This window comes from Siphonobacter sp. SORGH_AS_0500 (genome assembly GCF_002838835.1).
Classification (GTDB): domain Bacteria; phylum Bacteroidota; class Bacteroidia; order Cytophagales; family Spirosomataceae; genus Siphonobacter.
In genome coordinates this window covers 324,970-341,627 of record NZ_NHPP01000001.1, presented here as the reverse complement: position 1 = coordinate 341,627, position 16,658 = coordinate 324,970, and the positions used below count along the sequence as shown (strand labels likewise).

Genomic DNA, 16,658 nt, shown 5'->3' with positions numbered 1-16,658 from the left:
ATCAATTTCCTAATACGACTTTTCAAACTCTATAAAAAACCTGCATCTCTTGCCTATGAAATAAAATTTGACCGCTTTCAGTAAAAAAATCGGCAGTGTTACCAGCACCGCCGACCCTAATTTTCTCCACTTCTCACTGCCAGGTGAACAGCAACTTCCGAAGGGTTGCCCGTGGATTCTTTTTGCCGAATCGCATTTCAACAAAACACCTCAAAGGTATGAAAAAAAATAAACGGCTAATGTTAGCATTCATGAAGATTGGTGCCGCACAACTGGCACTTGCCACATCTTTAGTGGGTGCGAGTTATGCTCATCATAGTATTGCTCAGGATGTTCTGAATAAAAAAGTAACATTGAACATTCAGGGTCAATCCATGAAGGATGCCTTAAAAACCGTAGAGCGTCTTGCCAATGTAAAATTTGTATATAGTTCACAATTAATTCAGGCTAGCCGTAAGGTAACCATTTCAGTAACGAACGAGTCATTAAATCGGGTGCTGTCGCAATTATTACAGCCCTATAACCTGAATTATGAAGTATCGGGTGGTAACATTATTTTAAGCCGCAGCATCACCAATATTCCCGTACATAACTCTTCTGGAACGAGTGCTTCACGGGTCATTCCAGAAGTGGTGATTACGGGTAAAGTAACAGACGAAGCCGGAGCCGGAATTCCCGGAGCAACGGTTCGCCTGAAAAACTCTACGGCGGGTACCAGTACAGATGCCGAAGGTAAGTTTTCGTTGAACGTTCCAGATTTGACCGGTACACTTGTCGTCTCCTCGATTGGGTACACACCCAAAGAAGTTGAAATCAGTAATCAGACGAATCTAACGGTTATCCTAGCCAGTAACTCGCAGGAGTTGGGTGAAGTAGTTGTTGTTGGTTATGGTACGCAGAAGAAATCAGATTTAACGGGTGCGGTATCGGTTATCAACGTTTCTCAGTTAACGGAACAACCATCGCCGCAGGTAACCAGTCAGCTTCAGGGACGTGCTTCCGGGGTGACGGTATTAGGTTCTGGTCAGCCGGGTGAAGCCCCTCAGATTCGGATTCGGGGTATTAACAGTTTTGGCAATAACGCTCCTTTGTATGTAGTAGATGGCGTTCCCACTCAGAACATCAACGATATTAACCCTAACGACGTTGCGTCGATGCAGGTGTTGAAGGATGCGGGTTCGGCTTCCATTTACGGTTCTCGTGCTGCCAACGGCGTGGTCATCCTGACCACGAAAAAGGGTAGTGGCAAAGTAAAAATTACGTACGACGCCTATTACGGAACGCAGCGAGTGAAGAGCGGTAACGTTTGGGATATTCTGTCTCCTCAGGATATGGCTAATCTGAAATTCAGAGCTTTACGTAATTCTTCTTCTAATGCAGTAAAGGATGATATGTATGGTAATGGTCAGGACCCTGTACTTCCAAACTATATCGTTCCCACCGGGGCGAATACTGTAGACGAATCAACATATTATGTAAATCCTAATTACACTAATTCTGACGATTTTAATTCATTCAATCGAATTGTAAAAGCAAATAAAGGAGGTACTGACTGGTTCCATGAAATTTTTAAACCAGCTTCGATCCAAAGCCATAACGTAGCGGTAAGTGGTGGTGGGGCTCAGGGTAACTATCTGTTCTCGCTGAACTATTTCAATCAACAGGGCACCCTGTTAAATACTTATCTGAAACGTTACACTTTACGTTCTAATAGTACATTCAATATTAGTGATAAGGTTCGGGTAGGGGAAAATCTGGCCTTTGCCGTTACGGACAACCGTCGGGTTAACTCCTCAACAGAAGGTAGTGCAATTGGGATGGCTTTCCGGATGCAACCCATTATTCCAGTGTATGATATTCGTGGTAATTACGCAGGATCATATGGCTACCAGTTAGGTAACGCGAAAAATCCGGTAGCGATTCAGGAACGTGCTCGTAATAATAAAGGTCTGCAAACGCGTCTCTTTGGTAATATGTACATTGAAGCAGACATTTTTAAAGATCTCGTAGCACGAAGCAGTTTTGGAGGTGAGGTTTTCTCAGGAGCATTTAACTCCTTTGCTTATCCTGAATACGAGAATTCCGAGAACGTAACCGTTAACTCATATACTGAGAACACGTTCGCTGGATTTAACTGGACCTGGACTAATACCCTGACCTGGTCTCATAACTTCAATAACACGCATGATCTGAAGGTATTAGTAGGTACGGAAGCGTATGCTAACCGGGGCCGTAACGTGGGTGGAACCACGACGGGTTATTTCTCGTTCGATCCCGACTTTACCAACCTGACTTCGGGTTCAGGAACACCTACGAATTATAGTTCACGTTATGCTGATGCCTTATACTCTTGGATTGGTCGTGTAGACTATAACTTGTTAGGCCGTTACTTATTAAGTGCAACCGTTCGTCGGGATGGTTCTTCTCGATTCCTGAAAACGCAATATGGGGTATTCCCGGCTGTGAGTGCGGGCTGGAGAATTTCTCAGGAAGAATTCATGAAAGACATTAGCTGGATTACGGATCTTAAAATTCGTGGGGGCTACGGGGTCATGGGTAACCAGTTGAACGTAGATCCTGCTAATGCGTATACGACGTATGGAGGGGTCCGTGGGCAATCGTATTATGACATGACCGGAAGTGGTAATACTAACGTTTTTGGTATTCAGCGTACCAGAATTGGTAACATTGATGCGAAATGGGAGCGGAATATTAACTCTAACATCGGTATTGATGCCACGTTGTTTAATGGTGCGTTGGACGTAACGGTTGATTACTACCGTAAAGACGTTCGTGATTTGTTGTATAACCCAGAATTAGCTGGTGCCGTTGGTCAGGGTAGTGCTCCTTTCGTGAACATTGCCAACATGAAAAACTCTGGAGTTGACCTAGCTGTTACCTGGAACAAGAAGATTACGGGTGACCTGACGCTGAATCTGACAGGAACACTGACCACTTATGACAACAAGATTCTGAAAGTGTCGAATGGTAGTAACTATTTCGATCAGGAGGGACGTCGTTTTAACGGTAGTAACATCGTCCGTAATGCCGTAGGTCACTCGATTGGACAGTTTTACGGCTATAAAGTAGAAGGCTTCTGGGATTCTCAAAGTGAGATTGATGCGGCTAACGCAAAAGCTCAGGAAGCTACCGGAAACGCATCCGCAGTCTATCAGGACGCAATCAAAGTGGGTCGTTTCCGGTATGCTGATGTGAATGGTGATGGTCAGATCACGGATGCAGACCGTACGTTCATTGGTAATCCTAACCCTAAATTTAGCTACGGTCTGAATATCGCTTTAAACTACAAAAACTGGGATTTTGGAATGTTCCTTTACGGGGTTCAGGGTAATGACATCTGGAATAACGTGAGATGGTGGACGGACTTCTATCCAAGCTTTGGCGGTGCGAAAAGCCGTACGGCCTATTACGACTCTTGGACTCCTGACCACATGAACGCAAAAGCTCCCATTCAGGAAAATACTGGTTCCTTTAGTACCAACCAGGTTCCCAACTCTTACTACGTAGAAAAAGGAGCCTACCTCCGGGCGAAAAATGCTCAGATTGGCTACACGTTACCAGCCGCATCGCTGAAAAAACTGGGTGTTCAGAAATTACGGGTGTATTTACAGTCAGCCAACCTTTTTACAATTACCAAGTATTCGGGCTTAGATCCTGAAATTGGAACGACGGTTAACACTAATAACAGTTCAGGCGGTAGTAACAACCAGTCATTTGCTACGACAACGTCCTTTGGTATTGACGAAGGAGTTTATCCCAACCAACGCCAATTCATTTTAGGTCTGAATTTGTCATTCTAAACAAACGTGAAGAACTCGATGAAAGCATTCAAATATATCCAGGTGACGGCTGTTTTAGCCACTTGCCTAAGTACGTTCTCCTGCAAAGATTCATTTCTTGATCAACCCGTATTAGGGGCATTGAACGATACGCAGTTGACAAATAAAGCTGGAGTTAATGCACTCCTAATTGGGGCCTACGGGGTTCTGGATGGTAATGGTGCAGGTGCTGCCAACGCCTGGGATGCGGCTCCGGGCAACTGGATTTACGGTAGCGTGGCGGGTGGCGATGCCCACAAAGGCAGTGATGGAGCGGATCAGGGAAGCATGAATGACATCATGCAATACACGCAAAACGCCAGTAATGGTTTCTTCAATAGCAAATGGAAAGCTAGTTTTGAAGGGGTTAATCGCACAAACATTACTCTTTTTTACATTAAAAAAGCACAGGATTTAACAGCGGCAGAAGCAAAAACAATAGAAGCTGAAGCTCGTTTCTTGCGGGCACATTATTACTTCGATTTGAAAAAGATGTTTAATAATGTGCCTTGGGTTGATGAAACTACCACAGATTATGTTAACCCTAATCCCGCAGATTTCAACAAAGCTAATACAACGAGTATCTGGCCTAATATCGAAGCAGATTTCAAATTTGCCTTCGATAATCTCCCAACCACTCAGTCGAATGTAGCCCGTGCTAATAAGTGGGCAGCGGGAGCATACCTGGCTAAAACGTATTTGTACCAGAAGAAATATCAGGAAGCAAAAGCCATGTTTGATCAGGTAATTGCGAGTGGTGTTACTTCCAATGGTTTGAAGTATGGGTTGTCGAATCGGTATGAAGATAACTTTGATGCGGCAACAAAAAACAACCTGGAATCAGTATTTGCAGTTCAAATGGTGGCTAAGGATGGAACAAACTCAATTGATAATTCCAATATTGGTCAGATGTTGAACTTCCCTTATAATAGTCCCTTCCGTTGCTGCGGGTTTTATCAGCCTAGTCAGGATCTGGTAAACTCTTTCCGTACGGATGCTTCAGGTTTGCCTTACGTGGATGATTATAACAGTAATCCTGTAAAAAATGATATGGGTGTGAGTTCGAAAGATTCCACCTTCACGCCTGATAAGCAGCAGTTAGATCCACGCCTAGACTGGACCGTAGGTCGTCGTGGTATTCCTTATTTGGATTGGGGTAAACATCCCGGTCAAGACTGGATTCGGAGTCAGCCTTATGCGGGGCCTTATTCTCCCAAGAAAAATGTATACTGGCAGGCTACTCAGGACAAATATGCCGACCAAAGTTCCTGGGCTCCTGGAACCGCTATCAACGTGCTGATCATCCGTTACGCTGACGTACTACTGATGGCTGCCGAAGCGGAAGCTCAGTTAGGGAACCTGTCAAAAGCTCAAGATTACGTTAATATGGTACGGGCTCGTGCGGCTAAGCCAGAAACCTTAGTGTATAGCTACGTAAACGATAAGGCTCCTCTGTCGGGCTTCTCTTCTACGCCTGCCGCTAACTACAAAGTAGCTCAGTATCCCGCCGGTGCCTTCGCAGGATACGGAAAAGACAAGGCCCTCCGTGCGATCTATTTCGAGCGTAAAATCGAATTAGCGATGGAAGGTCACCGTTTCTTTGACTTATCCCGTTGGGGTATTGCGGAACAGACGCTGAACGCCTACATCGCATACGAAAGTAAAATTACTACGGACTTAACGGGTGGACGTTTCACGGCTCCTAAAAACAACTATTTCCCTATTCCTCAGCGTCAGATCGACTTGTCAACAGTAAATGGCACTCCGACTCTCACGCAGAACCAAGGTTATTAATCATAAGGTTAATGTAATCGGACAGATAGGCAGCACCTTGCTGCCTATCTTCTTTTAGAGAAGGTTTTGGGTTTAGCGTTTTGAGTTGAGTGTTAAATAAAACTCTAAACCCGAACATTTGAACTCAAAACGCTGAACACAAAACCCTAAACTCAATCTCATGAACACACGTCGAGGTTTTTTGAAGAGTGCTGGTCTGATGCTGGCTGGTAGCTCGCTTTACCCATTGCTGAGCAGAGCCGAGGGGTTAGGTAGTGCATTCGTAGCAAAGCCCATCGGAATTCAGTTGTTTACGGTGTTTGAACCCATGAATCAGGACCCGAAAGGAACGCTGAAACAAATCGCAGCTATTGGATATAAGGAAATTGAATCTGCGTTTAGCAGTCGGGGAGGGTATTACGGCTTTAAGCCCAAGGAATTCAAAGCAATCGTAGAGGATTTAGGCATGAAATGGCGTTCGCACCATGCCCTTGGAGCCCCATTTAAACCCCGCCCCGGTATGAAAATGCCGCTGGGTAAGGATGGCAAGCCAATGACGTTTCCACCTTCGTTAAACCTAAAAGAGAACTATCAGCAACTGGCCGACGAAGCGGCTGAGGCAGGATTAAATTACCTGGTGTGTGCCAGTACGCCTGTGGCTACGATGGAGGAAATCAAGAGTTCGATTGAGGTTTTCCAGAAAGCAGCCGAAGCAAGTAAAAAAGCGGGAGTTCAGTTTGCGTACCATAACCACGCCACAGAATTCGATCCCGTGGAAGGAGGGAAGACGCCTTATGAAGTAATCCTTTCGCAAACGAGTCCTGATTTAGTGAAAATGGAGCTGGATTTAGCCTGGGCCACCAAAGCAGGCAAAGACCCGGTAGCGATTTTTAAAGAACATCCCGGACGCTTTCCAATCTGGCACATTAAGGACATAAAATCCGATTTGAAGACCATTACGGAAGTAGGTAATGGCGTAGTTGACTTCAAAAAAGCGTTTAGTGCTGCAAAGATTGCCGGGTTAAAGTACTTTTTTGTTGAACAGGATTTAGCTCCTTCGATGGATAACGTAAAAATCAGTTTTGACCATTTGTCGAAGATTCTGGCTTAAGAAGAATTGAATGTAGAAAATCCCGTCTAACTTCCCCACTAGACGGGATTTTTCGATGGTATACATACGAGTTATGAATAGAACGAATCGTTTTTGGGTCATAGGCCTAAGTCTGTTAATGGGCTGTGGACAATCGCCTGAGTCGAAGAAGGAAAAAGATGGAGCCGAACTGGTCGAAACTTATTGTTCGAGTTGCCATTTATCCGTCAAGCCTGAACTGCTGGATAAGGAAACCTGGCTCAAGCATGTCTTACCCGCAATGGCTCCTAAATTGGGCATCCCTACGACGGCAAGCGGCGAATATTACATCGTAGCCAACAGTCAGGAGAAGTCAGCTTTGTCTTTTCAGGAATGGACAAAACTCGTGGCTTATTTTGAAAAGATGGCTCCTGATAGCCTGAAAGCAGCCAGCCGTGAACCTCTTAAGAAAGACTGGTCGATTTTTGAATTACAAAAACCTAAAGAATTTTCGGAACATGCGTTAACCACGATGGTGCAATTCCAAGGCGATAAAATCTATTCTGGTCATAATGGTCAGACTGCGATGTATGCCTGGGATAAAAACCTGAATCGTTCGGAAGTAATCAGTCTACAATCGCCCGTAGTGAATGCGGAATTTATCAGCCCAACTGAAGCAGCCGTTACCACCATCGGAACCTTGCTGGCCGTAGATCAGCCCATCGGAGAGGTGGTGAAAGTAGATCTAGCCACCAAAAAAACGACTCTCATTGCAAGCCAGTTACCACGCCCCATTCAATCCGTTGCGGGGGATTTTGATAAAGATGGACGGATGGACTGGGTCATTTGCGGTTTTGGACATGATAAAGGTGGACTATACCTATCAACGCAACAGGCCGATGGCAGTTATCAGACCCGTCCCATTCGGGCGGAGGCCGGAGCTACTCAGGTGGTGGTTGATGATTTTAACAAAGACGGCTGGCCCGATTGCATGGCTTTGTTTGCTCATGGGGACGAAGGACTCTGGCTGTTCACGAATAATAAAAAGGGTGGATTTGAAGAAAAACGCATTCAGCGATTTCTGCCATTGGCGGGGTCAACCAGTTTTCAATTAGTCGATTTAAACAAAGATGGGCAGTTGGATTTAATCTACACTAGTGGAGACAACAGCGACTATTCCAAAATTCTGAAGCCTTATCACGGCGTTTATACGTTTATCAATCAGGGTAATTTTACTTTTAAGCAAAACTGGTTTTATCCCGTCAATGGTTGCACAAAAGTAATGGCCGCTGACTTTGATCAGGATGGAGATATCGACTTAGCAACGATTGCTTTCTTCGCCGATTTTAAAAATAACCCGGACGAAAGTTTCATCTATTTCGAGCAGGATGCCCGTAAACAATGGGTCCCTCATGCCGTGCCCGTTCACACAAATGGCCGCTGGATTTGCATGGATGCTAAAGACTGGGACGGCGACGGCGATCTCGATATTGTGCTGGGTAATTATTCCCGAGGCTTTAATAATCAGGAGGATTATAAACCAAACTGGAATTTGAACCTGCCCTTAATTGTACTGAAAAACCGGACGAAGTAAGAGCCGAATTTTGCCAACATTCCGAAAGCTTCAAGCTTTCGGAATGTTGAGTTTTGTGATTATTTAACGATAGGTTTATTGGCTATAAAACGTTGAATATCAATTTGATAACTAATAACTAACAACTAACAACTACTTATATGGCCAATTAGCTATTATTTTTGCGGGAAATCTGCGTCATGGCAAAATGCCACCGCGACTTTTCCCTGCATGAAGTCACTTACCATTGTCAATCGCCACTATCCTCCCAATCCCGGTATTACCGGCGAGTCAGCGTGGGATCTTGCTCAGGTACTCATTGAAAATCATGGCGTTGATGTACATATTGTTCACATTGACCGCACCTACGATGGCGGCGGAGCCATTCGGCAACCCGTAGGTCAGACGCATGCAGTATCGACTATTTACGAAGGGAAAAATCCACTACTACGCTTCATTGCTGGTCCATTAGACGGTTTTTTGTTAATTCGAAAGGCTCTTAGAATTCGTAAAGGTCCTTTGTTAGTCATGACCAGCCCGCCCTTACTACCCTTCTGGGCTTCTCTGTTTTTGAAACGGAAAAACTGGATACTCTGGAGCATGGATTTGTTTCCTGAAGGCTTCGCGGCGGATGGAAAAATTAAAGAAACGAATTCGATTTATCGCTGGATTATTAAGAAAACGTATCAGAATGCTCCGAAGGCATTGGTTGCTTTGGGGCCCAATCAGGCGGAGCTATTACGCTGGAAATACCAGCATTCCATCCCTACCATTTTATTACCCTGCGGCGTACTGGTCGATCAGCCCCAGGACGAAACTCGCCCTGAATGGCGAATGGATGACTCCAAAATCTATCTGGGTTATGCAGGCAACGTGGGAGAGGCTCATTCGGCTGAATTTCTGGAACGTATCATCCATCACATAAATCCCGATCATCAGCGACTGATTTTGGCTTTGTACGGAACTAAGGCTGAAAATCTGATCAGACTGGCAGAAGGAAAGCCGGGCATTCTGGTACTAAAAAATATTCCCCGGGCACAGTTGCAATGGCTTGATGTTCAGTTAGTAAGCCTGTTGCCGAAGTGGACACACATTGCCGTACCGTCCAAAGCCGTAAGTGCGATCTGTTCGGGATCTCCCATTATTTTTTGCGGTAGTAAAGAAGCCGATACCTGGGAACTTCTTCGGGATGCCGCCTGGTTAATTAATACAGACGAATCGCTGGATGAGCAGGTAAAGACCCTGTTAAATTCATTGACGCTGGCAGAAATCGAAGACAAAAAACGATCCGCCCGATTAGTTGCCAGAAGATTAAACGAAATGGTAACCCAGGCCTATCAGCAAATTGAGAAATTAATATAAGAGTGTGGTTTTAATTGAAATACTGGACTCTATCAACCACAGAGTTTCACTAAGTATTGCTCAGATTTGCACAGAGTAGAGGGGCAGTTAATATAATTGAAAACTGCAAACAGTAAACTGAAAACTTTTAAGGTTAACTACCTTACAAACCCATGAAAAAAACAGTAACGTACGTTCTCGAGCCCGAGATCGCTCTGGATGCTGACCGCTTTCGTCAGCACATTTCCGAAGAATTAGCTTTACCACTAGATTCCGCCGACTGGCAGGTCCGCAAAACCCGTCAATCGGTTGATGCCCGGGGGCGGCAGGTAAAGGTTAATATCGAAGCGGAGGTCTTTATCAATGAAATTCCCCAACCCCAGCGTCAGTATCAGTTTCAATACGGAAATGTGAGTGCCGCTCCTGCAGCAGTGATCGTTGGAGCGGGGCCAGCCGGTTTATTTGCGGCTCTTCGACTGATTGAATTGGGTATTAAACCCATCGTGCTGGAACGCGGAAAAGACGTGCGGGCTCGTCGTCGTGATCTGGCCGCTATTAATAAAGAACACATCGTTAATCCTGACTCAAACTATTGTTTTGGTGAAGGTGGAGCGGGGACTTACTCCGACGGTAAATTATACACCCGGTCTAAAAAGCGGGGTGACATTCGGCGGATTCTGGAAATTCTGGTGAATCATGGAGCGGTGGAGGATATTCTTATCGACGCCCATCCGCACATCGGGACGAACAAATTGCCTTACGTAGTTGCGGCCCTGCGGGAACAGATTCTGGCTTCGGGTGGAGAAGTGAAATTCGATGCCAAGGTAACCGACTTTATCATCGAACAGGGGCACATGCGAGGGGTAGTTACGGCAGATGGGCAGGAACATACCGGACTTGGCGTGATTTTGGCGACGGGTCACTCGGCTCGGGATATTTTTGATTTATGCCAGAAGCGTAACGTTTTCATGGAAGCTAAAGCTTTTGCCATGGGTGTTCGTATTGAACATCCACAGGCTTTAATCGACCAGCTCCAGTACCATCGGCCCGAGCGTGGGTTATTGCCTGCAGCGGCGTACAGTCTGGTGGCTCAGACGAAGTACAAAGGAGTGGATCGCGGCGTGTTTTCTTTCTGCATGTGTCCCGGTGGCTTTATCGTACCAGCGGCTACGGCTCCGGGCGAGTTAGTCGTAAATGGCATGTCGCCTTCCCGTCGCGACTCGTACTTTGCCAATTCTGGCATGGTTGTGGCGGTGAATGAACCCGACTGGAAGAAATATTCTAAATACGGTGCTTTAGCAGGCTTACATTACCAGCAGGAAATCGAGCAGAAAGCCTGTCAGGCGGCGGCTCAAACCCAAAAAGCTCCGACGCAGCGTGTGCAGGATTTTATTCAGGGAAAAGTTTCATCTGAACTCAATGAGACCTCTTATCAGCCCGGATTAGTTTCACTGGATTTATCGAACATCTTACCTGAAACTATTGCCGAGCCTTTAAAACTGGGCTTACAGGAATTTGGTAAACGCATGAAAGGGTATACGTCGAACGAAGGCCAGTTGATCGGTATCGAAAGCCGTACGTCTTCTCCCGTCAGAATCCCTCGGGACAAAGAGACCTACGAGCACGTAGAAATTAAGCGGTTATATCCATGCGGCGAAGGGGCCGGTTATGCCGGAGGAATTGTTTCGGCTGCCGTAGATGGTGAACGCTGTGCGGAGGCTTTAGCGGCGAATTATCGTTAGATAAACGCATAAATGGGCTTGAAAATCGCTATTTCCGATAAAAAATGCTACTTGAGAATGAATACATTTTCAGTGACTTAAGTTAATCTTACGGGAAAGACTTCCCGAATGGATAACCTATTTCCGCTCAGGAAGCCTTAACTTGCAGGCAATACCCCGTAATTTCTACCAATATGAATTTAGCAACCGCAACCTTTTCTGAATTCTCTGCTTCACTAAGTCAACGTCTACAAGAGCCGTTGCCGGGAGAGCTGGCTCATCAGAAAATGGCAGCCGGGGGCAAAGCTCGTATTAAAATGCAGCCTAATGAACGCACGCGTCAAAGTGCGGTTCTGATTCTGTTTTACGAATATTTGGGTAATTTATACCTGCCACTGATTTTGCGTCCGAAGTATGAAGGCGTGCACGGTGGGCAAATGGCTTTTCCGGGTGGTCGGATGGAGCGGACAGATAAAAGTCTGATTCATACCGCCTTACGGGAAGCCCAGGAAGAAATAGGAATCAAAGCCAGCGACGTGAAGATCCTGGGTTCACTGACAAAATTATATATTCCACCCAGTAATTTTTGGGTATTACCCGTCATTGGAACGCTTTCCTACCGTCCTGATTTCTATCCTGATCCAGTGGAAGTCGATATGATTCTGGAAATTGAGCTGGAAGAAATGATGAACGAAGGAGTGTTAGGCACTGAAAAACGGGAGTCTAAAGGCCTGATATTTGATGCTCCTTATTACCTCTTACAGGATCAGAAAGTATGGGGAGCAACGGCCATGATGATTGCCGAACTGTTAGTCGTATTAAACGAAGCCAAGTAATAATGGTGGTTGGTTTTTTTACGCAAAAATCCAGATTGAATGCATTTATTGGCTGGTATTGATCAATAAAATTCATTATCTTTACTCAGTTAATTAAGTTAGTCGATCCATACGTATGAATTGATGAAGGAAGTGAAGATGAAATCTTTGTTGAAACAGGAAATAATCACTCATTTTCAAGCTTTAGTACCCGTGTTTTACTAACGAAACTGGTCTTCCCTTTTCGTTTGAACCCCTTTTTACCCATGTCCGAACCATTCGAACAGGAAGAATCCCTGCACGATCAGATTGCCGTTGACGGTATGTATCAGCAGTGGTTTCTGGAATATGCCTCTTATGTGATTCTGGAGCGGGCCGTGCCCGCTATTGAAGACGGACTAAAACCCGTGCAACGCCGAATTCTGCACGCCTTAAATGAGTTAGATGACGGTCGTTTTAACAAGGTTGCGAATGTCGTAGGGGCTGCTATGCAGTATCACCCCCACGGCGATGCTTCCATCTATGATGCCATTGTTAATGTTGGTCAGAAAGGTCTTTTGTTTGACTGCCAGGGAAACTGGGGCGACATTAATACCGGCGACAGTGCCGCCGCTGCCCGTTACATCGAAGTTCGTCTGTCTGCCTTTGGTAGAGAGGTCGTATTTAATGATGACACGACCGAATGGCAATTGAGTTACGATGGTCGTAAACGAGAACCCGTTACTCTGCCCGTTAAGTTTCCTTTGTTGCTGGCTCAGGGCGTAGAAGGGATTGCGGTGGGTCTGTCCACTAAAATTCTCCCTCATAATTTCATTGAACTCTGCGAAGCTTCGATTGATATTCTGAAGGGTAACCCCATTTCCTTATTACCCGATTTTCCGACCGGAGGAATGGTCGATACCACGAACTACAACGACGGTCAGCGGGGAGGTAAAGTTCGGGTGCGGGCCAAAATCAAAGAGCTGGATAAGAAAACACTGGTCATTACCGAAATTCCTTACGGAGCGACGACAACTTCCGTTAAGGATTCGATTATAAAGGCTAATGACGAAGGAAAAATCAAGATTCGGAAGGTTGAAGACCTGACTTCGAAGAATGTAGAAATTCACGTTCATCTGGCCCCTGGCGTTTCTCCAGACATTACTATTGATGCTCTGTACGCCTTTACCGAATGCGAAGTAAGTATCTCGCCGAATGCCTGCGTCATCACGGCTGATAAACCCATTTTCTCGAATGTAAGCGACATCCTGCGGATTAATACCGAGCAAACGAAGGAATTATTACGTCGGGAGCTGGAGATTCGTCGGCTGGAATTACAGGAAAAAATTCTGTTTTCTTCGCTTGAAAAAATCTTCATCGAAAACCGGATCTACCGTCAGATTGAAGAATGCGAAACGTTCGAAGCCGTCGTTCAGACCGTTGACAAAGGACTGGACCCCTATAAGAAGGATTTCTACCGTGAAATAACGGAAGAAGATATTCTGCGACTGCTCGAAATTCGGATTAAACGGATTTCTAAATACGATGCTTTCAAGGCCGATGAGGCCATGAAACGGCTGGAAAAAGAACTGGCCGAAGTCATGGAGCACCTGGCTCATATGACGCGTTTCGCGATTGATTACTTCAAAAACTTACTAAAGAAATTTGGTAAAGGCCGCGAACGTAAAACGGAAATCAAGAGCTTTAACACGGTCTCGGTGGCGGTGGTTGCGGCAACGAATGCCAAGTTATACGTAAACCGCGAAGATGGGTTTATCGGTTTCGGCCTCAAGAAAGACGAATACGTATGCGACTGCTCGGATATTGACGACATTATCGTCTTCCGTCGGGACGGCAAGTGTCTCGTTACCAAAATTCAGGACAAAGTCTTCGTTGGGAAGGACATTATGTATTGCGGCGTGTTCCGAAAAGGAGACGATCGCCGGGTGTATAACCTGATGTACAGCGATTCAAAATCGGGGGTGAGTTATGCGAAACGCTTCTGCGTAACGGCTGTTACCCGCGACCGGGAATATGACCTGACGGCAGGTAATCCAAAATCGAAAGTATTGTGGTTTACGGTAAATGATAACGGGGAAGCAGAAACCGTTGAAGTAAAACTAACGGCTTCATCCACGGCCAAGGTAAAGCAATTTGAATGGGATTTCGCGAAATTATCCATCAAAAACCGCGAAGCCTTGGGTAATCAGGTAACCAAGTATCCGATTCGGAAAGTAGAGCTGAAGCGGACGGGTGTTTCTACCTTGGGAGGGGTGGACATCTGGTATGATCCTACGATCAGTCGCCTGAACCGTGATAACCGGGGACAATACCTGGGTAACTTCGAAGCAAAAGATTCAATTCTGGTTATTTATAAAGATGGTAACTATGAGTTAACCAGTTTCGAGTTAACCAACCGTTACGAGCAGGATCAGATTTTGAGTATTTCGAAATTTACTCCAGAAACCGTTATTTCAGCGATTCACTTCGACGGAGGACAAAAGAATTACTTTGTCAAACGTTTCCACATCGAAACAACGACTGTCGATAAGAAATTCTACTTCATTGGTGAAGCGAAAGGCTCTAAACTGCTGGTCGCAAGTGTGGCTGATTTTCCTCGGATCGAATTGAGTACAAAAGAAACCGACAAAGGTCCAATCACAAAAGAAGAACTGGCCGTGGATGAACTGGTGGAAGTGCGGGGCTGGAAAGCTCTGGGTAATAAACTGACCTCTAATAAAGTGGTGGAAGTGAAAGCCTTAGCTCCTAAAATCGTGGAAAAGCCAGTAGAGCAAGAGACGAAGCCCGTGAAGAGCGTTGCAGAAAATTTGGAGGAAAAGGAGATTGAAAATCAGGAAGATCCTGCCTCGCTCAACCAGCTCGATTTGTTTGGATAAAGAAGTCTTGCGAGATTTAGGTAACGAACCGCTAGAGTCGTAATCACAGAATGGATGGATATGACCGAAAAAACCCTACTTTTTAGTGCTACACGCCAGGTGAGTCACCGGACTAGCCTTTTGGTAAAAATTACCAAGTGGATAGCCAAGGTAGGGTTTGCTGTGTTCATAATTATTCTGCTTTGTAATGTTTGGGTAGTGCTAAGTACGAGTAACCAGAATTATTATTTTCTGAAGCAACTTCCGGCTAATGATGTCGGGTTGGTGCTGGGAACGAGTAAATACAGTGCCAGCGGTCGTCAGAATTTATTTTTCAAATACCGTATGGAAGCAGCCGCCTTATTATACCATGAAGGAAAAGTGAAAGTGCTGATTCTGAGTGGCAATAATGATTCGGAATACTACAATGAACCTCGAGACATGGAAGATGCTCTCGTGGCTTTAGGCGTTCCGGCCAATGTGATCCAGCATGACTTTGCGGGCCGCCGGACGTACGATAGTATTGTTCGCTGCCGGGAAGTTTTCAAGCATAAGCAGGTAACCGTCATTTCGCAACCTTTTCATAACGCCAGAGCTTTATTTCTGGCTAATCAACTGGATGTTGAGGCGGTGGCTTTTGCGGCTCAGGATGTACCCAATGGATATTCGATTAAAACCCTGGTTCGGGAATACCTGGCTCGTCCGAAAGCGGTGATGGATGTTTTTTTCCTGAACCCAACCTTTACGCGACGAAACATTCCCATCGAAAACGAACGCCGGAAGCGGGCTGTGGACGATTCCATCTAATGGAACTTACTTTTCAGAAAACCCGGACGATCCGTCTGGGTTTTCTTAGTTTTGCAGGATTATTCAGGGCTTATGATTATAGAAACTCACGCTCACCTGTACGATGAGCAATACGATACCGATCGCGAAGCCATGATTCAGCGGGCGATCGACAAAGGCGTAGACCAATTCTGGTTACCCAACTGCGATTCGGAAACGATTCCGGGCATGATGGAGCTGGCTAAAAATTATCCCGGAAAATGCCGCCCTATGATAGGTCTGCATCCCACGTATGTGAAGGAGAATGTAGAGCAAGAGCTGGCCATTATGAAAGAGTGGCTTGATAAAGACCCGTCAGCATTTGTAGCCATCGGAGAAATTGGTCTTGATTTTTACTGGGATGTTACCTTTGCTGAGCAACAAAAAGCTGCTTTTTTAACGCAGTTGCAATGGGCTCAGGCCTGCAAACTTCCCATTGCCATTCATTGCCGGAATGCCTTTTGGGAGACGGTAGAACTAATCGAAAAACACAACGACCCAAATTTGAGAGGGATTTTTCACTGTTTTTCGGGTGGAGTTGAAGAGGCCAAAAAAGCGATTGAGCTTAACTTTTTGTTAGGCATTGGTGGGGTAGTTACCTTTAAAAACGGAGGGCTTGATAAGGTCATTCCCGAAGTAGAATTAAAACATCTGGTGTTAGAAACGGATGCCCCCTATCTGGCTCCCGTACCATACCGGGGAAAGCGAAATGAATCCAGTTACTTACCGCTGATTGCTCAGAAAATTGCGGATTTAAAAGAGGTTTCGCTGGAAACTGTTACTAAAATCACTACTGAAAATGCCTTACAGTTGCTTCAGTAAGATTAACCAATACCCTAAAGCATAC

Annotated in this window: 10 protein-coding genes; all 10 read left to right on the top strand. The window is 45.4% G+C overall.

Annotated features, from left to right (window positions below; translation table 11 throughout):
- The first annotated feature begins 218 nt into the window (after positions 1-218).
- The 10 genes from BWI96_RS01460 to BWI96_RS01415 all read left to right on the top strand — a co-directional run bounded on the left by BWI96_RS01460 (position 219) and on the right by BWI96_RS01415 (position 16,633).
- On the top strand, positions 219-3,821 hold the full coding sequence (locus BWI96_RS01460) for a TonB-dependent receptor (RefSeq protein ID WP_106634916.1): 3,603 nt from the start codon (positions 219-221) through the stop codon (positions 3,819-3,821).
- A gap of 18 nt (positions 3,822-3,839) precedes the next feature.
- Positions 3,840-5,633: a RagB/SusD family nutrient uptake outer membrane protein gene (locus BWI96_RS01455; protein WP_106634915.1), complete on the top strand. Its 1,794-nt coding sequence runs from the start codon at positions 3,840-3,842 to the stop codon at positions 5,631-5,633.
- 160 nt (positions 5,634-5,793) lie between these two features.
- Positions 5,794-6,723, top strand: a complete 930-nt coding sequence (locus BWI96_RS01450) for a sugar phosphate isomerase/epimerase (RefSeq protein WP_106634914.1) — start codon at positions 5,794-5,796, stop codon at positions 6,721-6,723.
- A 73-nt stretch (positions 6,724-6,796) separates the two neighbouring features.
- Positions 6,797-8,275, top strand: a complete 1,479-nt coding sequence (locus BWI96_RS01445) for an FG-GAP-like repeat-containing protein (protein WP_232793534.1) — start codon at positions 6,797-6,799, stop codon at positions 8,273-8,275.
- A 210-nt stretch (positions 8,276-8,485) separates the two neighbouring features.
- A complete protein-coding gene (locus BWI96_RS01440) occupies positions 8,486-9,616 on the top strand; it encodes a hypothetical protein (protein WP_106634912.1) in 1,131 nt (376 codons plus the stop codon).
- A gap of 152 nt (positions 9,617-9,768) precedes the next feature.
- Positions 9,769-11,337 carry an NAD(P)/FAD-dependent oxidoreductase gene (locus BWI96_RS01435; protein WP_106634911.1) on the top strand — a complete coding sequence of 523 codons (1,569 nt, stop codon included), beginning with the start codon at positions 9,769-9,771 and terminating at the stop codon, positions 11,335-11,337.
- Positions 11,338-11,510: 173 nt separating this feature from the next.
- Positions 11,511-12,152, top strand: coding sequence for a CoA pyrophosphatase (locus BWI96_RS01430; protein WP_106634910.1), 642 nt, complete (start codon positions 11,511-11,513; stop codon positions 12,150-12,152).
- A gap of 245 nt (positions 12,153-12,397) precedes the next feature.
- Entirely contained in the window at positions 12,398-15,007 is a 2,610-nt protein-coding gene (locus BWI96_RS01425) for a DNA gyrase/topoisomerase IV subunit A (RefSeq protein ID WP_106634909.1), read from the top strand.
- A gap of 54 nt (positions 15,008-15,061) precedes the next feature.
- A complete protein-coding gene (locus BWI96_RS01420; RefSeq protein ID WP_369804037.1) occupies positions 15,062-15,793 on the top strand; it encodes a vancomycin high temperature exclusion protein in 732 nt (243 codons plus the stop codon).
- 72 nt (positions 15,794-15,865) lie between these two features.
- Entirely contained in the window at positions 15,866-16,633 is a 768-nt protein-coding gene (locus tag BWI96_RS01415; RefSeq protein ID WP_106635048.1) for a TatD family hydrolase, read from the top strand.
- Positions 16,634-16,658 lie beyond the last annotated feature (25 nt).

Excerpts from the sequence above, each read along its gene's own strand:
- BWI96_RS01460 (WP_106634916.1), top strand. The coding sequence starts at position 219 with ATGAAAAAAAATAAACGGCTAATGTTAGCATTCATGAAGATTGGTGCC.
- BWI96_RS01455 (WP_106634915.1), top strand. The coding sequence starts at position 3,840 with ATGAAAGCATTCAAATATATCCAGGTGACGGCTGTTTTAGCCACTTGC.
- BWI96_RS01450 (WP_106634914.1), top strand. The coding sequence starts at position 5,794 with ATGAACACACGTCGAGGTTTTTTGAAGAGTGCTGGTCTGATGCTGGCT.
- BWI96_RS01445 (WP_232793534.1), top strand. The coding sequence starts at position 6,797 with ATGAATAGAACGAATCGTTTTTGGGTCATAGGCCTAAGTCTGTTAATG.
- BWI96_RS01440 (WP_106634912.1), top strand. The coding sequence starts at position 8,486 with ATGAAGTCACTTACCATTGTCAATCGCCACTATCCTCCCAATCCCGGT.
- BWI96_RS01435 (WP_106634911.1), top strand. The coding sequence starts at position 9,769 with ATGAAAAAAACAGTAACGTACGTTCTCGAGCCCGAGATCGCTCTGGAT.
- BWI96_RS01430 (WP_106634910.1), top strand. The coding sequence starts at position 11,511 with ATGAATTTAGCAACCGCAACCTTTTCTGAATTCTCTGCTTCACTAAGT.
- BWI96_RS01425 (WP_106634909.1), top strand. The coding sequence starts at position 12,398 with ATGTCCGAACCATTCGAACAGGAAGAATCCCTGCACGATCAGATTGCC.
- BWI96_RS01420 (WP_369804037.1), top strand. The coding sequence starts at position 15,062 with ATGGATATGACCGAAAAAACCCTACTTTTTAGTGCTACACGCCAGGTG.
- BWI96_RS01415 (WP_106635048.1), top strand. The coding sequence starts at position 15,866 with ATGATTATAGAAACTCACGCTCACCTGTACGATGAGCAATACGATACC.